Source organism: Paraburkholderia sp. HP33-1, from assembly GCF_021390595.1.
Lineage (GTDB): Bacteria > Pseudomonadota > Gammaproteobacteria > Burkholderiales > Burkholderiaceae > Paraburkholderia.
In genome coordinates this window covers 2125146-2144502 of record NZ_JAJEJR010000001.1, presented here as the reverse complement: position 1 = coordinate 2144502, position 19357 = coordinate 2125146, and the positions used below count along the sequence as shown (strand labels likewise).

Genomic DNA, 19357 nt, shown 5'->3' with positions numbered 1-19357 from the left:
CGATACGAGTATTTCGATGCAGGGCGGCCGGTTTGCCGATGGCGGGTCCTTTGCGCGAGCCGGCGGCAGGTGTGGCAAACTTCGCGCTTGATCGCTGGACACGGCGCACCGGCAGAGCCGCACGGCGGCCAGGCGAGCGAGGAACGATCCGCGCCGCCGCGAGCCCAACGATCACGACGCTCGGTCCGCACGGCAGGCGCTTGATGTCCGCCGCACCCGGCACACAGTCGAAGAACGCACAAAAGGATTCGCTTGAAATTTCCCTACGAATGGCAGATTGGCTGGCGCTACACGCGCGCCGGCAAGCGCACGACCGGTAACGGCTTCATTTCGTTCATCGCGCTGGTGTCGATGTCCGGCATCGCGCTTGGCGTCGCGGCGTTGATCGTCGTGCTGTCGGTGATGAACGGCTTTCAGAAAGAGGTGCGCGACCGCATGTTGTCGGTGCTCGCGCACGTCGAGATCTTTTCGCCGACCGGTTCGATGCCCGACTGGCAGCTGACCGCCAAGGAAGCGCGCCAGAACAGGCAGGTGATCGGCGCGGCTCCCTATGTCGAGGCGCAGGCGCTGCTCACGCGCCAGGACGCGGTGAGCGGCGTCGCGTTGCGCGGCGTCGAGCCGACGCTCGAGCCTGAAGTGTCCGACATCGGCAAGGAAATGAAGGGCGGCAAGCTGACCGATCTCGTGCAGGGCGACTTCGGCATCGTGCTCGGCGCGGACCTCGCCGCCAGTCTCGGCGTGCAGTTGAACGACAAGATCACGCTCGTCGCGCCCGAAGGCACGATCACGCCGGCCGGCATGCTGCCGCGCCTGAAGCAGTTCACGGTGGTCGGCATCTTCGAGTCGGGCCATTACGAATATGACAGCACGCTCGCGCTGATCAACATCAAGGATGCGCAGGCGCTGTTCCGGCTGCCCGCGCCGACCGGCGTGCGGCTGCGCCTGACCGACATGCAGCGCGCACCGGAAGTCGCGCATCAGCTCGCGCGCACGCTGTCAGGCGATCTGTACATTCGCGACTGGACCCAGCAGAACAAGACCTGGTTCTCGGCGGTGCAGATCGAAAAGCGCATGATGTTCATCATCCTGACGCTGATCATTGCCGTGGCCGCGTTCAACCTGGTGTCGTCGCTGGTGATGACGGTGACCAACAAGCAGGCCGATATCGCGATCCTGCGCACGCTCGGCGCGCAGCCCGGCTCGATCATGAAGATCTTCGTCGTGCAGGGCGTGACGATCGGCTTCATCGGCACGGCGACCGGCGTCGTGCTCGGCTGTCTGATCGCGTGGAGCATTCCGTGGCTCGTGCCGATGATCGAGCATCTGCTCGGCGTGCAGTTCCTGCCGCCGTCGGTGTACTTCATCAGCGAGCTGCCGTCCGAGCTGGTTCCGGCCGACGTCGCGCGCATCGGCATCATCGCATTCGTGCTGTCCGCGCTCGCGACGCTCTATCCGAGCTGGCGCGGCGCGAAGGTCCGTCCGGCGGAGGCGCTGCGCTATGAATGACCGCCTCGTCCATCCTTCCATCGATTCATCCATGACCGCTCAGGATCCCGCGTCATATCCGTACGTGCTCGAAGCCACCGGCATTTCCAAATCATTCGTGCAGGGCGGCCTGAACGTGCAGGTGCTCAACAACGCGCAACTCGCCGTGCGCCGCGGCGAGAAGCTCGCGATCGTCGGCGCGTCGGGCTCCGGCAAGAGCACGCTGCTGCACGTGCTCGGCGGTCTCGACGATCCGAGCGCGGGCCAGGTCTCGGTGCTTGGCAAGCCGTTCACGAAGCTCTCCGAACGCGAGCGCAACGACCTGCGCAATCGGGCGCTCGGTTTCGTGTATCAGTTTCACCATTTGCTGCCGGAGTTTTCCGCGCTCGATAACGTCGCGATGCCGCTGCGGATTCGTCGCGAGACGACCGAAGTCGCGCGCCGCGAGGCAATGGCGGTGCTGGAGCGTGTCGGCATGGGGCATCGCGCGAAGCATCGGCCGGGCGAGCTATCGGGCGGCGAGCGCCAGCGTGTTGCGATCGCGCGCGCGCTCGTGACGAAGCCGGCCTGCGTGCTCGCCGACGAGCCGACCGGCAACCTCGACGGCGGCACCGCCGACACGGTGTTCAACCTGATGCTCGAACTGTCGCGCACGCTTGAAACGAGCTTCGTGATCGTCACGCACGACCCGGAGCTGGCCGGCCGCTGCGACCGCATCATGCGGTTGCGCGACGGCGTGCTGCACGAAGAGCCGCCGGTACCGGTCTGAATGCGGTCCGGCACGGTCGTTGCGAGTTGCCGCGATGCCTGACGGCCACCGCGGACCGCCAGGCCGCCTCCGGTCCGGTCCTACTGCCAGCGAGACAGCCCATGTGGATCGACACGCACTGCCATCTCGACGCTTCGGAGTTCGACGCCGACCGTGACGCGGTCGCGGCGTCCGCGCGCCATGCGGGCGTGTCGCGCATCGTGATTCCGGCGATCGGGCGACAGAACTTCGCGGCGGTGCGCGAACTCGCGCATCGCGTCGACGGCGGCGCGTACGCGCTCGGCATTCATCCGATGTACACGCCAGGCGCCGTCGACGTTGACCTCGACCTGCTGCGCATGGAGATCGAGGCGAGTCTCGACGATCCACGCTTCGTTGGCATCGGCGAGATCGGGCTCGACTATTTCGTCGCCGGTCTCGACGATGAGCGTCAGCAGTTTTTCTACAACAGCCAGTTGCAACTCGCGCGCGAATTCGATTTGCCGGTGATCTGCCATGTGCGCAAATCGCAGGATCAGGTGATCAAGGGGTTGCGCCGGCATCAGATCCACCGCGGCATCGCGCACGCGTTCAATGGCAGTTTCCAGCAGGCTCAGGCTTATATCGATCAGGGCATGCATCTCGGCTTCGGCGGCAACCTGACGTTCGAGCGTGCGATGCAGATCCGGCGACTCGCCGCGCAACTGCCGTTCGACGCGCTCGTCGTCGAGACTGACGCGCCCGATATCCCGCCGTCGTGGATGTACAAGCAGCGCAATTCGCCCGAACAGATTCCGGCGATCGGCGCGAGCCTCGCGCAACTGCGCGGTGTCTCATCCGACGCAGCCGCCCTTGGCACAACGGCTAACGCGCTCGCCGCGCTGCCGCGACTCGCACTTTCCTCTGCATAATCAATTCCGTTGGTTGAAGGGATTCGCGCCGGGCGATGCCCACGCCCGGCGGGCTCGCTGCTGCCCGTTCGCCGGCGCGTGACGACGCCCGGCGCCAGCGGCGAGGAGGGCGAATGCGGGCGATCTGGTGCGGGTTTGCGTTGGGGGTGATCTGGCTGCAGCGGCAGGCGGAATTGCCGGGTACGGGCGGATGGTGGGCGTTGATACTGGCTGGCTGTGCGGCGATGGGCGTTGCGGTGTGGGGCTTGCGCGGCGATGGGGCGGGCGCTGCGGGTGCGGAGCAGGAAGATGGGTCCTGGCACCAGCCCGCTCACCGGGTATGGCGCGGGGTCCGCGTGCGGCGCATGGTCGGTTGGGGCGCCGTGTGGTGCGCGGCGATCAGCGTCGGCTTCGGCTATGCGGCCGGGCGCGCGCAAACGCGACTCGCCGTGAGCTTGCCGCACGCTTGGGAAGGACGCGATATCGAGGTCACCGGCAGTATCAAGGGGTTGCCGACGCGCGACGGCAAAGGCGCACGCTTCCTGTTCAACGTCGACACCAACGATGCGCGGCTCGCCGCTTTCCCCCGCGTAATCCAACTGACGTGGATCGCGCGCGGCGCCCCGGCGCCGCGGCTCGAACCGGGCGAGCGCTGGCGTCTGACCGTGCGCTTGAAGCGTCCGCACGGCAACGCGAATTTCGGCGTGCGCGATACCGAGGCGAACCTGCTCGCGCGCAACGTCCGCGCGACCGGCTACGTGAGCGCGCCGGGTCAAGCGCGGCGCCTTCCCGGTCACGCGCGCGGACTCGCCGTGCTGGTCGACCGCTGGCGCGCCGCGTTGCGTGCGCGTATCGACACGGTGCTCGCCGATGCGCCGCATCGCGGCATTGTCGTTGCGCTCGCGATCGGCGCGCAGGACGAAATGAGCGCCGCCGACTGGCTATGGATGCGTGGCACCGGCACGAGTCATCTGGTGGCGATTTCCGGGTTGCACATCGGCCTCGCCGCGGCTCTGGCCGGCTGGCTCGTGGCCGCGGTGTGGCGCCGCTCGGGGTGGGTCGGCCGCAACTGGCCGCTGCGCTTGCCCGCGCAGCTCGTCGGCGTGACGGCCGGTGCGATGTTCGCGGCGCTGTTTGCGGTGCTCGCCGGCTTCAACCTGCCGGCGCAACGCGCACTGTGGATGGCGGCGCTCGTCGCGCTGGCGTTCGTCAGCGGCCGTCAGCTCGGGCGCTCCACGGTGCTCGCGTGGGCGCTCGGGCTGGTGCTGCTGATCGATCCGTGGGCGGTCGTGTCGGCCGGATTCTGGCTGTCGTTCTGCGCGGTCGGCGCGATCCTGTTCGCGATGTCCGCACGGCTGCGTGGGCGGGGTATTCAGGCGTCTCGCCATGCTCAGGACGAGGGTGGCAGCGGTGCGCGGGCCTGGTGGCAGGCGTTGCGTCCGACGTTGCAGCGACGTCTGCGCGCGCTCGTCGAACGGCTGCGCAGCGCCGCGCACGTACAGTTCGCGGTGACGGTCGCGCTCGCGCCCCTGACCGTGTACTGGTTCGCGCAGATTCCGCTCGCCGGTCCGCTCGCGAACGCGTTTGCGATTCCGTGGGTGAGCCTGCTGGTTACGCCGACGGTGCTCGCGGGCGTCGCGTTGCCTGTGCCGCTCGATGCGTTCGCGTGGCGCACCGCGCACACGCTGCTCGATGGTCTCGTGGCCGGCTTGCAGCTGTTGTCGGGACCGCGCTGGCCGCTCTGGTGGTTGCCGCAGCCGCACGCGTGGGCGCTCGCCGCGGCGGCGCTCGGTGTGCTGTGGTGTCTCGCGCCGCGCGGCTGGCCGTTGCGCTGGGCCGCGCCGCTGACGTGGCTGCCGCTTCTGCTGCCGAGCGCAGACGGCGCGCTCGCCGAGCCATCGGGGGCGTTCCGTCTGACTGCGCTCGACGTCGGGCAGGGCGCGTCGGTGCTCGTACAGACCGCGCATCATGCGTTGCTGTTCGATACTGGGCCCGGTCCGGAATCGACGCACGCGGGCGAGCGGGTGGTGGTGCCGTTCCTGCAGGCGCAAGGCGTGACGACGCTCGATACGCTGATGGTCAGTCACGCTGATTCGGATCACGCGGGCGGCGCGCAGGCTGTGCTCGATGCGATCGAGGTGCGTCAGTTGGTGGCCGGACTGGAGCCGGACCATGCGTTGTGGCCGAAGGCGAAGCAGCACGGCGCGCAGACGCTGCCGTGCGTGGCGGGGCAGCGCTGGCAATGGGACGGTGTCGAGTTCAACGTGCTGTGGCCGGACGCTGGGGCGTTCACGGCGAGGTCGAACGATCATTGCTGTGTGCTCAGGGTCAGCCCCTTGCCGGCCATTACCGCAGACCAGGCGTTGACGCGCGCCGGCGCGGACGCGCCGGGTTTTGCGGCCCTGCTGACCGCCGACATCGAAGCGCCAACCGAACGCGTGCTGCTCGCGCGCGATCGCAGCATGCTGAGATCGCAAGTGTTGATGGTGCCGCATCATGGCAGCAGGACGTCGTCGACTGAGCCGTTCCTCGACTCTGTCGATCCGTCCATCGCGTTATTTCAGGTAGGCTACGAGAATCGCTTCCATCATCCGAATGACGGCGTGTTCGCGCGCTACGTGGCGCGTCATATCGAACTCGGGCGCAGCGATCGCGACGGCGCGGTGCGGGTCGACGTCGATCCGGGCGCACAGGGTGAGGGGGGCGCCGCACTTACGCTCGAGCGCTATCGCGATACGCAGCGCCGCTACTGGATGGAGCGCTGAGTGCGTGGCGGCTCGATGGGTGCCACAGCGCGAACGACAGGCACCAGCAGCGGTATAAGCAGCGGCAAAGGCAAAGCACCCGCCGACGCTCAAAAAAACACAACGGAGATAGCCGCAGTTGAAAAACATCATTCATTTCTCGCACGCGAACGGCTTTCCGGCTTCGACTTACCGGACGATTTTCGCCGAACTCTCCGACGACTATGACGTGCGCTTCATCGAGCGGATCGGCCATGATTCGCGATTTCCGGTCACGCGGGACTGGCCGCATCTGGTCGAGCAACTGCTCGACGACATCGCCCGCAAGTACGAGAAGCCGGTGTGGCTCGTCGGGCATTCGCTCGGCGGTTATCTGTCGCTGATGGCGGCGCTGAAAAAGCCGCAGTGGGTGAGGGGCGTCGTGATGCTCGACTCGCCGGTGATCGCCGGCTGGCGCAGCAGCATGCTGCGCGTCTCGCAATGGACCGGGCTCGACGAGCGGTTGTCGCCAGCCGCCGCGACGCGCACGCGGCGCACGCAGTGGGCGAGCCGCGACGAAGCATGGCGACACTTCCATTCGAAGCCCGCGTTCGCGCGCTGGGACGAGCGCATGCTGTCCGACTACATCGACTTCGGTATTCCGCAGAACTCGCCCGACGGCGCTCGCGCGCTTGCGTTCGATCGCCGCACCGAATACCTGATCTACCGGACGCTGCCGCATACGCTCGGCGCGCGGCTCGCGCACGGCGCGCCGGTGCCGGTCGGTTTCATCGCCGGTACCCGCTCGAAGGAAATCCGCCAGGTCGGTCTCGACGCGACGCGGCGCGCGACCGGCGGGCACGTCGAGTGGATCGAGGGCAGCCATCTGTATCCGATGGAAAAGCCGATCGAAACCGCGCGCGCGGTGCAGCGCATGCTGCGCGAACTGGAGCGAACCGCCTGACGCCGAGCGCGTGCGAGGCGGCATCGGCGCGCGGCGGGCCGGTCGCTTTTTGCTGGGTCGGGGCCATCCTTTACGGTATAATCCGTTTTTCCCGCGAGCATCCAGCGATGACCAAATATGTTTTCGTCACCGGCGGCGTAGTATCTTCCCTCGGCAAGGGTATTGCCGCCGCTTCCCTCGCCGCGATCCTCGAATCGCGCGGTCTTAAAGTCACCCTCCTCAAACTCGATCCGTACATCAACGTCGACCCCGGCACGATGAGCCCGTTTCAACACGGCGAAGTGTTCGTGACGGAAGACGGAGCGGAAACCGACCTCGACCTCGGCCACTACGAGCGCTTCATCAGCACGAAGATGCGCAAGGCCAACAACTTCACCACGGGCCAGATTTACGAGTCGGTGATCCGCAAGGAACGCCGCGGCGATTATCTCGGCAAGACCGTGCAGGTCATCCCGCACATCACGAACGAAATCCAGGCATTCGTCGAGCGCGGCGCAGCGTCTGCGACGTGCGGCGAGCCGGATGTCGCGATCGTCGAAGTGGGCGGCACGGTGGGTGACATCGAGTCGCTGCCGTTCCTCGAAGCCGCGCGTCAGATGAGCCTGCGCCTCGGCCGCAACAGCGCGTGCTTCGTGCACCTGACGCTGGTGCCCTGGGTTGCCACGGCTGGCGAACTCAAAACCAAACCCACCCAGCACAGCGTGCAGAAGCTGCGCGAAATCGGTATCTCGCCGCACGTGCTGCTGTGCCGTGCCGACCGCCGCATTCCGGACGACGAGCGCGCGAAGATCTCGCTGTTCTCGAACGTGCCGGAAGACGCGGTGATTTCCGTGTGGGACGCGGACAGCATCTACAAGATTCCGCAGATGCTGCACGACCAGGGTCTCGACGCGATCATCTGCGAAGAGTTGAAGCTCACGCCGAAGGCGGCGGACCTCTCGATGTGGTCCGACCTCGTCGAAAAGCTGCAGAACCCGAAGCACGAAGTGACGATCGGCATGGTCGGCAAGTACGTCGATCTGACCGAGTCGTACAAGTCGCTGATCGAAGCGCTGCGCCACGCGTCGATGCATACGTCGACGCGCGTGAACATCGAGTACATCGACTCCGAAGAGATCGAAACGCAGGGCGTCGAGAGCCTCAAGCATCTCGACGCGGTGCTCGTGCCGGGCGGCTTCGGCCGTCGCGGTACCGAAGGCAAGATCGCCGCGATCCGCTATGCGCGCGAAGCGAAGGTGCCGTATCTCGGCATCTGCCTGGGCATGCAGCTCGCCGTTATCGAATTCGCGCGCGACGTCGTCGGTCTGAAGGACGCGAACAGCACCGAGTTCGATCAGGAAACGAAGAACCGCGTCGTCGCGCTGATCACCGAGTGGTACGACCGCGAAGGCCGCGTCGAGAAGCGCACCGAAGAGTCGGATCTAGGCGGTACGATGCGCCTCGGTTCGCAGCGCTGCCCGATCAAGCCCGGCACGCTCGCCGAAGAGATCTACGGCACGGATGTGAACGAGCGTCATCGTCACCGTTATGAGGTGAATAACCGTTTCGTGCCCCAGCTCGAAAACGGCGGCCTCATCATCAGCGCGCGTACCCCGAGCGAGGATCTGCCGGAAATGATGGAACTGCCGCGCAGCATGCACCCGTGGTTCGTCGGCGTGCAGTTCCACCCGGAATTCACGTCCACGCCGCGTGACGGTCATCCGCTATTCAAGTCGTTCGTCGAAGCGGCGCTCGCGCATCAGCAGTCGAGGGTCGAGGAGAAAGCATGAAACTGGGCGATTTCGAAATCGGGCTCGACAAGCCGTTTTTCCTGATCGCCGGTACCTGTGTCGTCGAATCCGAACAGATGACGATCGACACGGCCGGCCGCCTGAAGGAAATCTGCGCAAAGCTGAACATTCCGTTCATCTACAAATCGTCGTATGACAAGGCCAACCGCAGCAGCGGCAAGTCGTTCCGCGGTCTGGGCATGGACGAAGGTCTGCGCATCCTGTCGGAAGTGAAGCGCCAGCTCGGTCTGCCGGTGCTGACCGACGTGCACGCGGAGCACGAGATCGAGCAGGTCGCGTCGGTCGTCGACGTGCTGCAAACGCCCGCGTTCCTGTGCCGTCAGACCGACTTCATCCACGCGTGCGCGCGCTCGGGCAAGCCGGTCAACATCAAGAAGGGCCAGTTTCTCGCGCCGCACGACATGAAAAACGTGATCGACAAGGCGCGCGACGCCGCGCGTGAAGCGGGTCTGTCCGAAGACCGCTTCATGGCGTGCGAGCGCGGCGTGTCGTTCGGCTATAACAACCTCGTGTCGGACATGCGTTCGCTCGCGATCATGCGCGAGACCAACGCGCCGGTCGTGTTCGACGCAACGCATTCGGTGCAGTTGCCGGGCGGCCAGGGCACGAGTTCGGGCGGGCAGCGCGAATTCGTGCCGGTGCTCGCGCGCGCCGCGGTCGCGGTCGGCGTCGCCGGCCTCTTCATGGAAACGCACCCGAATCCGGCGCAGGCGAAGTCGGACGGGCCGAACGCGGTGCCGCTCAATCGCATGGCCGATCTGCTCGAGACGCTCGTGACGCTCGACCAGGCCGTCAAGCGCGGGCCGTTCCTCGAAAGCGATTTCAACTGATAGAGGCGTGCGCCGCGTGTCACGATTGCCCTCGATAATCGGCACGCGGCGCTTTCGCACAATGGTCGTCGAACGTATTGGCGCGCGAGTTGTCTGTCGGGGAGACCGGCAGGTGCGCAATACAGTGTCACAGTAAAGAATTCAACGTCATCCTTTGAGGAAACCATGAGTGCTATCGTAGACATCATCGGTCGAGAGATTCTCGATTCGCGAGGCAACCCCACCGTCGAATGCGACGTGCTGCTCGAGTCGGGCACGATGGGCCGCGCAGCGGTGCCGTCGGGCGCGTCGACCGGCTCGCGCGAAGCGATCGAACTGCGCGACGGCGAAGCCGGCCGTTACGGCGGCAAGGGCGTGCTGAAGGCCGTCGAGCACATCAACACTGAAATCTCCGAAGCGATCATGGGTCTCGACGCTTCCGAGCAGGCTTTCCTCGACAAGACGCTGCTCGAGCTCGACGGCACCGACAACAAGTCACGCCTCGGCGCGAACGCGATGCTGGCCGTGTCGATGGCCGTCGCGAAGGCCGCCGCTGAAGAAGCCGGTCTGCCGCTGTACCGCTATTTCGGCGGTTCGGGCGCGATGCAACTGCCGGTGCCGATGATGAACATCGTCAACGGCGGCGCGCACGCGAACAACAGCCTGGACATCCAGGAATTCATGATCGTGCCGGTCAGCCAGCCGACCTTCCGCGAAGCACTGCGTTGCGGCGCCGAAGTGTTCCACGCGCTGAAGAAGATCCTGTCGGATCGCGGCATGAGCACGGCAGTCGGCGACGAAGGCGGCTTCGCGCCGAATTTCGGCAGCAACGACGAATGTCTGTCGACCATCCTGCAAGCCATCGAGAAGGCGGGCTACCGCGCCGGTGAAGACGTGCTGCTCGCGCTCGACTGCGCGGCCAGCGAGTTCTACCACGACGGCAAGTACCAGCTGGCGGGCGAAGGCCTGCAGCTGTCGTCGACGGAATTCGCGGACTATCTGGCGAATCTCGCCGACAAGTTCCCGATCGTGTCGATCGAAGACGGCATGCACGAAAGCGACTGGGAAGGCTGGAAGGTCCTGACCGACAAGCTCGGCAAGAAGGTGCAGCTGGTCGGCGACGACCTGTTCGTGACGAACACGCGCATCCTGAAGGAAGGCATCGAGAAGGGCATCGCAAACTCGATCCTGATCAAGATCAACCAGATCGGCACGCTGACGGAAACCTTCGCGGCGATCGAGATGGCCAAGCGCGCCGGCTACACGGCCGTGATTTCGCACCGCTCGGGCGAAACCGAAGACTCGACGATCGCGGACATCGCCGTCGGTCTGAACGCCGGCCAGATCAAGACCGGCTCGCTGTCGCGTTCCGACCGCATCTCGAAGTACAACCAGCTGCTGCGTATCGAGGAAGATCTCGGCGATATCGCCAGCTACCCGGGCAAGTCGGCGTTCTACAATCTGCGCTAAGCGTTTTCGCCGGATTGTTCGCGCCGATCGATGAGCCGGTTATCCTTCGTCTCTGATTGACCTCGCCGCCCTGCGTATAGCGCAGGGCGGCGCGTATTTACTGTGCTTACTTCATGCGGCTTGTCACTGCTGTCCTGATCGTTCTGCTGGCGTTGATCCAGTACCCGCTCTGGTGGGGGCACGGCGGCTGGCTGCGCGTGCATGAGTTGCAGGGTCAACTCGCGCAGCAACTGCAGAAGAATGCCGACGCGAAGCTGCGCAACGAGCGCATTCAGGGGGAAGTGCAGGACCTTCAGAATGGCACGGCTGCGGTCGAAGAGCGGGCGCGCTACGAAATGGGCATGGTCAAGGACGGCGAAGTGTTCGTGCAGTTCGTGTCGCCGAACCAGCCGTTGCCGACGCCGAACGCGCCGTCGACGGATACTTCGACCCGCGGTGAGGTGTCGGCCGCGCCGCTGCACGTGGTGCCGAATCCGGAGTCGCGCGCGAAGCCGGAGCGCAAGCGTGGCGGGAAGGCGGCGGCTGCGAAGGAGAAGAAGCCGGCGCACTGAGCTCGGATAGCTCGGATCGGCTCTGCAGGAAGGGCGCAAAAAAAGCGCGGTTCAAAGTGAACCGCGCTTTTTTTGTCTGGTGCTGTCGTATTCGCTGCTACCAGCCCCAATACGGCCCGAAACCGACGCCAATCCCGGTTCCCCAGCCACCGCGTCCCCAGCCGCCGGTTCCGAAGCCTGCAGAAAACCTCACGGGCGGCGAGCGCGAGTAATAGCGTTGCCAGGCTTGCGCGGCGGCGTCCGCGGCCATCGTCTGATCCTGTTCGAACATGACCTGTTGCTCGATCGCGTCATAGCGCGCGCGTTCTTCTGGCGTCAGCGTCTGCGCATGGCTGACGGCCTCAGCCTGATCGGGCGGCAGACGGCTCAGAATCGGCGCTGGACCGGGTGGATCGATCGAGCAGCCGGCTAGCGCCGCGCTGCCCGCGGCGACGGCTAGTACCAACGAAAGCTTGTGTTTCATGGTCGAATCTCCATCGGACCGAGGCTTGACCAGGTTCTCCCGACGCGCGGCGCCGCATCCCTTCAATGTATCAACGCCGCGATTAAAAGCAACGCGCCGCCCGAGCCGTGACGAGGCATGGGGCGGCGCGTTGGGGACTCCACCGTACAGTACGATCAGTTCGCCGGTACGTAGTCCGCTTCAGTGAAAACGCGGTTTAGTGCCGCTGCTCGGCTGCCGGCGTCACACCTTGTGAGAGTCCTCCGACCACGAAAAGTTGCGCGACATCGACCGGGTCGAACTCGTAGCGTTGATTGCAGAACTCGCAGTGAATTTCGACGTGGCCGCGTTCCTCGATCACGCTGTCGACTTCATCGCGGCCGAGCATCTTCAGCATCGCGCCGACTTTCTCGCGCGAACACGTGCATTCGAAGCGCGCGGTAACCGGTTCGAAATGCTGGACGTTTTCCTGCCAGAAGAGGCGCCGGAACACCGTCTCCGGTTCCTCCTTCAGCAGCTCGTCCTGCGATAGCGTGCGGCCGAGCGTGCAGACGCGCTCCCAGGTATCCGCGTCGAGCTCGCCCGGATGCGGGACGATGCCGCCGTCGCCGGGCAGCTTCTGCAGCAGCATGCCAACCGCGCGCTCGGTGTTCGCCGCGAGCCACATGCGCGTGTCGAGCTGCTCGGAGTGATGCATGTAGTGCTCGAGCACTTCGGAGATCGAATTCAGCGGTCCGTTCACGCCCGAGAGCGGCACGATACTCTGGTACGGCTGCTGGCCGGGCTGCTTTTCGGTCGGATCAAGCGTGATCACGCAGCGGCCGTGGCCGCTCGCGTTCAGCAGATCGACGAGCGAGGTCGTGTCGTCGATCGTATGGGCGGCTTCGCCGGAAAGCTTCGCGGTGGCGCGCATCGTCAGGTTCGAGCTGCACTGCACGACCAGCATCTTGACCGGGCCATCGCCGAAAATCTGCATGACTAGCGTGCCGTCGAACTTCAGGTTCGCCGACAGCAGCGCGCAGGCAGCCATCATTTCGCCCAGAATCGTTCGCACGGGCGCCGGATAATCGCGGCGCGTCAGCACGTCCTGCCAGGTATTGCGCAGGGAAACGATCTCGCCGCGCACCGGCGCCGCGCTGAACATGAATTTTTGCAACTGGTCGCTCACAACTTTTCCTCGCTGGAATGGCGCGGCGTGATGCCGCGCCTTTGCGCGCCGCGCGCGCCGGCCTTCTAGCCGATGCGTACGAGCTGCGCCTTGAAATAATCGCGGCGCCCGGCATAGCTTGCCGTGCCGCGCTGCATGTTGGCGATATCCGCTTCCGTCAGTTCGCGTACCGCCTTCGCGGGCGCGCCGAGGATCAGCGTATTGTCGGGAAACACCTTGCCCTCGGTGACGATGGCCCCCGCTCCGACCAGACAGTTGCGGCCGATCACCGCGCCATTCAAGACCACCGCCTGAATTCCGATCAACGCGCCTTCCTTGATCGTGCAGCCGTGCAGCATCGCCTGATGGCCGATCGTCACGTTCGGCTCGACCGTCAGCGGATAGCCGGGGTCGGTGTGCAGCACCGCGTTTTCCTGCACGTTGCTGCCGGCACCGATCGTAATCGGCTCGTTGTCGCCGCGCAGCGTCGCGCCGAACCACACGCTCGCGTTCTCCTCGAGCGTCACGTTGCCGATGATGTTCGCTGAATCGGCGACAAACACGCTTTCATGAATGATCGGGGCGGCTTCGCCCAGCTTGTAAATCGTCACAATGTCTCCTCGTCGGTCGGAGCCCGGTATTGGGTGACTCCGATCGCTTGCACGATGGTTGCCTGATCGGTTGCCGCACACCGGCAGGACGGTGTACGCCCGGCGCGGTGCGAAATTGGAAGTCCTGCGTCGCCAACTGACGGGCGTGCCCGAAAGCGCGCCGAATGGTCGAATCGGGTATTGTAAACGGTTGTGTGCTTGGGCCGCCTGGCCGACGGTCCTTCGCCTTTAACGCTTCCATCGCCGATCTGTTCGTCATGACGTCCGCTGCTTCCCTCGCTTCTCCCGCATCGAATCCTCGCGACGAGCCGTCGTGCGCGCGCAACGCCGCGCTCGCCGCGTTGCGAGAGCGGGATCCGGCCGCGAAGGCCGCGGCGGTCCGCGAACTGTACGCGGCGGTACTCGACGGCCGGGCGCTCTGGAATGCCAGCCTCAACCTTGCCGAGCCCGCCGACCTGCCGGGCCGCCCCGAGCGGCCCGAACTGGTCGAACCGCGCCAGCTCGGCCGACGCAGCATGCAGTCGCCGCAGGGTCGCGCAGTGCTCCTCCATGCGCTCGCGCATATCGAGTTCAACGCGATCAATCTGGCGCTCGACGCTGTCTGGCGCTTCGCTCAAATGCCCGCCGCGTTCTATACCGACTGGCTCAAGGTCGCCGCCGAAGAGGCGTATCACTATTCGCTGCTCGCCGCGCGTCTCGCCGAATACGGTCACGCGTACGGCGATTTCCCGGCGCACGGCGGCCTGTGGGACATGTGCGAGCGCACCCGTGGCGACGTGCTTGCGCGCATGGCGCTCGTGCCGCGCACGCTCGAAGCGCGCGGCCTCGACGCGTCGCCGCCGATTCGCGCGCGTTTGCAGCAGGCCGGCGATGTCGCGTCGGCGGCGATTCTCGACGTGATCCTGCGCGATGAAATCGGCCACGTGCTGATCGGCAACCTCTGGTTTCGCCACCTGTGCGACGCGGACGGCCTCGATCCGCACGACACCTATATGCGCCTCGCCGACCAGTACCACGCGCCGAAACTGCGCGGCCCGTTCAATTTCGAAGCGCGCCGCGACGCCGGCTTCGACGACGCCGAACTCGCCGCGCTCGCGCGCCAGGATGCGCAGCAAGCCGCGCGGGCAACGGACGACCGAGCGTCGCCTCAATAATGCGTTACCACTTCTTGCGCTGCTGTCCCTATAATCGAACGACCATTCTTTTTTGTGGGTGTGCCGTTCATGAATACTTCCCGCTCTGAGTTCGTTGCCGTGCGCGGCGTCCGGCTGCACGTGCGGCGCTGGGGGCATCCCGAGGCGCCGACGCTGTTCATGCTGCACGGCTGGATGGACGTCGGCGCGTCGTTCCAGTTCGTCGTCGATGCGCTCGGCGGCGACTGGCAGGTGATCGCGCCCGATCTGCGCGGCTTTGGCCTGTCCGACTGGCCGGTCGCCGAGCGCGGCGGCGGCAGCTACTGGGTGCAGGACTATCTCGGTGATCTCGACGCGCTGATCGACCACTACGCTCCGAACGGCGAGGTGAACCTCGTCGGTCACAGCCTGGGTGCGAACGTCGTGTGCCTGTACGCGGGCGTGCGGCCGCAGCGGGTGCGGCGGGTGGTCGATCTGGAGGGCTTCGGGCTCGCGCCATCGCATCCGGCGCAGGCGCCGAAGCGTCTCGTTAACTGGCTCGACGAATTGCGCGATCCGCCGCAGCTGAAGCGCTATGCGTCGCTCGACGACGTCGCCGCGCGCCTGATCAAAACCAATCCGCGTCTCGAGCCGCGGCGCGCGCAGTTTCTCGCGCAACACTGGTCGAAGCCGGACGGCGAAGGGCGCTTCATGCTGCTCGCCGATCCGGCGCATAAGGTCCGCGGCCCGACGCTGTATCGCCTCGACGAGGTGATGGCGGTGTGGCGCAAGGTCAGCGCGAAGGTGCTGCATGTCGAGGCCGCCGGCTCGCCGACGCTCACACAGATCGCCGGTGACATCCCCCTCGACGAATTCAAGGCGCGTTTTCAGGCGTTTCCGGACTGGCGCGAGAAGATCATCGACGGCGCGGGCCACATGGTGCATCACGACCAGCCGGAGCAGATCGCCGCGTTGATCGAGGGATTCTGCGCCTGACGTCGTGCCCGAAACGGCGCCGCGAGATACCTCTGCGGACCCTTACTGCATTGCAGTAAAATGACTGCAGACCCTCTCCATGACCACGATGAACGCCGATCTTCACTGCCACTCCACGGTTTCCGACGGCCTGTTCGCGCCGGTCGACGTCGCGCGCCGCGCGCATGCGAACGGCGTGACGCTGTGGGCCCTCACCGATCACGACGAAGTGGGTGGCCAGCACGAGGCGCGCGCCACGGCCGAGGCGCTCGGCATGGACTACCTGAGCGGCGTCGAGATTTCGGTCACGTGGGCGGGGCGCACCGTGCACATCGTCGGACTCGGCATCGATCCAACCAGCCAGATCCTGATCGACGGTCTCGCCCGTACTCGCGACGGCCGCGCCGCGCGCGCCGAAGCGATCGGCGAACAACTGGGCACGCTCGGCATTCAAGGCGCGTACGAGGGCGCGCTGCACTACGTGTCGAATCCCGACATGATGTCGCGCACGCATTTCGCGCGCTTCCTGGTCGAGCACGGCCACTGCGCGAATACGCAGGAAGTGTTCGACCGCTATCTCGGCGACGGCAAGCCGGCTTACATCGCACACCGCTGGGCCAAACTCGCCGACGCCGTCGGCTGGATCCAGGCCGCGGGCGGCGTAGCGATCGTCGCGCATCCGGGCCGCTACGCCTATTCGCCGCTCGAATTCGATGCGTTCTTCGGCGAATTCATCGACCTCGGCGGCAAGGCGATCGAGGTCGTGACCGGCAGCCATACGCCCGACCAGTACCGCGAATACGCGGACGTCGCGCGTCGTTTCGGCTTCGAGGCCTCGCGTGGCTCCGACTTCCACGCGCCCGGCGAAGGCCGCATCGAACTCGGCGCGCTGCCGCAGCTACCCGCCGATCTGAAGCCCGTCTGGGAACGCTGGCTGTGACCGCGCGCCGTGCCGGTACGGCACGTCTCGCGCGCGGGCCTGCTGGATGCGGCACGCGCTCTGTTCGCCGTAGCCCATCCGCCGCAGTTCGTCTGCCGCCACCGTGAGTCTCCATGTCCCAATACTTTCGGCTTCATCCCGACAATCCGCAGCCGCGCCTCGTCAAGCAGGCCGTCCAGATCATCAACGACGGCGGCGTGGTCGCGTTGCCGACCGATTCGACCTACGCGCTTGCCTGCCGTCTGGACGACAAGGACGCGGTCGAGGGTCTGCGGCGCATTCGCGGGCTGGACGAAAAGCAGTTGCTGTCGCTGCTCGTGCGCGATCTGTCGGAGCTCGCCAACTTCGCGATGGTGGACAACTGGCAATATCGGCTGCTTAAATCGGTGACCCCGGGCCCGTACGTATTCGTGCTGCAGGCCACCAAGGAAGTGCCGCGGCGCGTGTCACATCCGTCGCGCAAGACGATCGGCCTGCGCGTGCCGGATCACGCGATCACGCTCGCGATTCTCGAGGAACTCGGCCAGCCGTTGCTCAGCACGACGCTGATCATGCCCGGCGAAACCGAGCCGCTGAACGACCCTGAGGAAATCCGCGCGCGGCTCGAAAAGCAGCTCGATCTGGTGATCGACGGGGGCGCGTGCGTGTGCGAGCCGTCGACCGTGATCGATCTGACCGGCTCGGAGCCAGCGCTGGTGCGGGCAGGGCGCGGCCCGCTCGCGCCGTTCGGCCTCACGGAAGCGGCGTGAGCGAAAGCGGACAGACGCGCGCGAGCGCATTGTTACAATAGCGAGTTATGGATTCTTCCCTCATACAGACCATTGCGGTGTACGCGCTTCCGGTGATCTTCGCGATCACGCTGCACGAGGCCGCGCACGGTTACGTCGCGCGCTGGCTCGGCGACAACACCGCCTACGTGCTCGGCCGCGTGTCGTTGAACCCGATGCGGCACATCGATCCGCTCGGCACGATCGCGATTCCGCTGCTGCTGTACTTCGCGACGAGCGGCGCGTTCATGTTCGGCTATGCGAAGCCGGTGCCGGTCGCATTCGGCAACCTGCGCAATCCGCGCTGGGGGAGCCTGTGGGTCGCGGCGGCAGGACCCGTGTGCAATTTCGTCCAAGCGCTGATCTGGGGCGTCTTCGGCGTCGCACTTGCAGTGCTCAATATCAATGAACCGTTTTTCACGCGCATGGCCGGTGCGGGCGTCGGCGTGAACCTCGTGCTCGGTGTGCTGAATCTCTTTCCGCTGCCGCCGCTCGACGGCGGCCGCGTGCTGGCGGCGCTATTGCCGCCCAAGCAATCGATCGCGTTGTCGCGGCTTGAGCCGTACGGCTTTTTCATCGTGATGGCGCTCGTGATGACGGGTACGCTCACGCGGTTCTGGTTGAGGCCGCTCGTTACGCTCGGCTATAGCGCGATCACCGCAATTCTGACTCCACTTGTTTCGCTTTTCTAAATAACCATGTTCCCAGACCGTATCTTCTCCGGCATGCGGCCCACCGGGTCGCTGCACCTCGGCCACTATCACGGCGTGCTGAAAAACTGGGTGCGGCTGCAGTCCGAGTACCCGTGCTTTTTCTGCGTGGTGGACTGGCACGCGCTGACGACGCACTACGAAACGCCCGAAGTGATCGAAAAGAACGTGTGGGACGTGCTGATCGACTGGCTCGCTTCCGGCATCGATCCGGCGCAGGCGACGCTGTTCATCCAGAGCAAGGTGCCCGAGCATGCCGAGCTCGCGTTGCTGCTCGGCATGAGCACGCCGCTCGGCTGGCTCGAACGTGTGCCGACTTACAAGGAGCAGATGGAAAAGCTGAAGGACAAGGATCTGTCCACCTACGGCTTCCTCGGCTATCCGGTGCTGATGGCGGCGGACATTCTGCTGTATCGCGGCTCGCTCGTGCCGGTCGGTGAAGACCAGGTGCCGCACGTCGAAATGACGCGCGAAATCGCGCGCCGCTTCAACTACCTGTACGGTCGCGAGCCGGGCTTCGAAGAGAAGGCGAACGAGGCAGCGAAGAAGCTCGGCGGCAAGCGCTCGAAGCTTTATCACGAGCTGCGCAACGCGTACCAGCAGGAAGGCGATGACGAGGCGCTCGAACGCGCGCGGGCGCTGCTGCAGGAATCGCAGAGCCTGTCGATGAGCGATCGCGAGCGCCTGTTCGGCTATCTCGAAGGCTCGCGCAAGATCATCCTCGTCGAGCCGCAGGCGATGCTGACCGAGGCCTCGCGCATGCCGGGTCTCGACGGCCAGAAAATGTCGAAGTCGTACGGCAACACGATCGGCCTGCGCGAAGACGCGGAGACGATCACGAAAAAAGTCCGCACGATGCCGACCGATCCCGCGCGCGTGCGCCGCACCGATCCGGGTGATCCGGACAAGTGCCCGGTGTGGCAGCTGCACCAGGTCTATACCGATGAAGCGACCCACGAGTGGGTGCAGAAGGGCTGCCGCTCGGCGGGCATTGGTTGTCTCGATTGCAAGCAGCCGGTCATCGAAGGGATTCTGCGCGAGCAGCAGCCGATGCTCGAGCGCGCGCAGAAGTACATGGACGACCCGTCGCTGTTGCGCGCGATCGTCGCCGATGGCTGCGACAAGGCGCGTCGCTTCGCGACCGAAACGATGCGCGACGTCCGCGAGGCGATGGGGCTGTCGTACAGCTGATGCGCACTAACCGCGACTGCGCCAAGCCGCAG

Annotated in this window: 18 protein-coding genes; 15 read left to right on the top strand and 3 right to left on the bottom strand. The window is 65.5% G+C overall.

Going from position 1 to position 19357, the window contains the following annotated elements; genetic code table 11:
• Positions 1-252: 252 nt before the first annotated feature.
• The 9 genes from L0U81_RS09720 to ftsB all read left to right on the top strand — a co-directional run bounded on the left by L0U81_RS09720 (position 253) and on the right by ftsB (position 11430).
• The gene (locus L0U81_RS09720; protein ID WP_233802112.1) at positions 253-1506 is read left to right on the top strand and encodes a lipoprotein-releasing ABC transporter permease subunit; all 1254 of its coding nucleotides are present in this window, start codon (positions 253-255) and stop codon (positions 1504-1506) included.
• Between the two features lie 31 nt (positions 1507-1537).
• Positions 1538-2254, top strand: coding sequence for a lipoprotein-releasing ABC transporter ATP-binding protein LolD (lolD, locus tag L0U81_RS09715; RefSeq protein WP_442793400.1), 717 nt, complete (start codon positions 1538-1540; stop codon positions 2252-2254).
• A 101-nt stretch (positions 2255-2355) separates the two neighbouring features.
• Positions 2356-3144 (top strand): TatD family hydrolase, encoded by a 789-nt coding sequence (locus L0U81_RS09710; RefSeq protein ID WP_233802108.1) that lies wholly within the window; start codon positions 2356-2358, stop codon positions 3142-3144.
• Positions 3145-3257: 113 nt separating this feature from the next.
• A complete protein-coding gene (locus tag L0U81_RS09705) occupies positions 3258-5888 on the top strand; it encodes a DNA internalization-related competence protein ComEC/Rec2 (RefSeq protein WP_233802106.1) in 2631 nt (876 codons plus the stop codon).
• Positions 5889-6006: 118 nt separating this feature from the next.
• Positions 6007-6810 carry an alpha/beta fold hydrolase gene (locus tag L0U81_RS09700; protein ID WP_233802105.1) on the top strand — a complete coding sequence of 268 codons (804 nt, stop codon included), beginning with the start codon at positions 6007-6009 and terminating at the stop codon, positions 6808-6810.
• Positions 6811-6917: 107 nt separating this feature from the next.
• Positions 6918-8579 (top strand): CTP synthase, encoded by a 1662-nt coding sequence (locus L0U81_RS09695; RefSeq protein ID WP_233802103.1) that lies wholly within the window; start codon positions 6918-6920, stop codon positions 8577-8579.
• A complete protein-coding gene (kdsA, locus tag L0U81_RS09690) occupies positions 8576-9430 on the top strand; it encodes a 3-deoxy-8-phosphooctulonate synthase (protein ID WP_013089801.1) in 855 nt (284 codons plus the stop codon). Before L0U81_RS09695 ends, kdsA begins: the two co-directional genes overlap by 4 nt.
• Before the next feature lie 165 nt (positions 9431-9595).
• Positions 9596-10879, top strand: coding sequence for a phosphopyruvate hydratase (gene eno, locus L0U81_RS09685; RefSeq protein WP_233802101.1), 1284 nt, complete (start codon positions 9596-9598; stop codon positions 10877-10879).
• 113 nt (positions 10880-10992) lie between these two features.
• Complete coding sequence (ftsB, locus tag L0U81_RS09680) at positions 10993-11430, top strand: cell division protein FtsB (RefSeq protein ID WP_233802098.1); 438 nt, start codon at positions 10993-10995, stop codon at positions 11428-11430.
• Between the two features lie 97 nt (positions 11431-11527).
• Here ftsB and L0U81_RS09675 read toward each other — a convergent pair whose 3' ends face one another.
• The 3 genes from L0U81_RS09675 to L0U81_RS09665 form a co-directional block, all read right to left on the bottom strand.
• Positions 11528-11893 (bottom strand): hypothetical protein, encoded by a 366-nt coding sequence (locus L0U81_RS09675; protein ID WP_233802096.1) that lies wholly within the window; start codon positions 11891-11893, stop codon positions 11528-11530.
• Positions 11894-12089: 196 nt separating this feature from the next.
• The gene (gene hslO / locus L0U81_RS09670) at positions 12090-13040 is read right to left on the bottom strand and encodes an Hsp33 family molecular chaperone HslO (protein WP_233802094.1); all 951 of its coding nucleotides are present in this window, start codon (positions 13038-13040) and stop codon (positions 12090-12092) included.
• A gap of 65 nt (positions 13041-13105) precedes the next feature.
• The gene (locus L0U81_RS09665; protein WP_233802092.1) at positions 13106-13630 is read right to left on the bottom strand and encodes a gamma carbonic anhydrase family protein; all 525 of its coding nucleotides are present in this window, start codon (positions 13628-13630) and stop codon (positions 13106-13108) included.
• Between the two features lie 257 nt (positions 13631-13887).
• On the opposite strand from L0U81_RS09665, the gene L0U81_RS09660 reads away from it, so the two are divergent.
• From L0U81_RS09660 to L0U81_RS09635, 6 genes are all read left to right on the top strand, one after another.
• Entirely contained in the window at positions 13888-14784 is an 897-nt protein-coding gene (locus L0U81_RS09660; protein WP_233802090.1) for a ferritin-like domain-containing protein, read from the top strand.
• Positions 14785-14853: 69 nt separating this feature from the next.
• Positions 14854-15738: an alpha/beta fold hydrolase gene (locus tag L0U81_RS09655; RefSeq protein ID WP_233802088.1), complete on the top strand. Its 885-nt coding sequence runs from the start codon at positions 14854-14856 to the stop codon at positions 15736-15738.
• 88 nt (positions 15739-15826) lie between these two features.
• Positions 15827-16657 (top strand): 3',5'-nucleoside bisphosphate phosphatase, encoded by an 831-nt coding sequence (locus tag L0U81_RS09650; protein ID WP_233804283.1) that lies wholly within the window; start codon positions 15827-15829, stop codon positions 16655-16657.
• Positions 16658-16770: 113 nt separating this feature from the next.
• Positions 16771-17406 (top strand): L-threonylcarbamoyladenylate synthase, encoded by a 636-nt coding sequence (locus L0U81_RS09645; protein ID WP_233802086.1) that lies wholly within the window; start codon positions 16771-16773, stop codon positions 17404-17406.
• 47 nt (positions 17407-17453) lie between these two features.
• Positions 17454-18116 (top strand): site-2 protease family protein, encoded by a 663-nt coding sequence (locus L0U81_RS09640; protein ID WP_233802085.1) that lies wholly within the window; start codon positions 17454-17456, stop codon positions 18114-18116.
• A gap of 6 nt (positions 18117-18122) precedes the next feature.
• Positions 18123-19325, top strand: coding sequence for a tryptophan--tRNA ligase (locus tag L0U81_RS09635; protein ID WP_233802083.1), 1203 nt, complete (start codon positions 18123-18125; stop codon positions 19323-19325).
• The last annotated feature ends 32 nt before the right edge of the window (positions 19326-19357 follow it).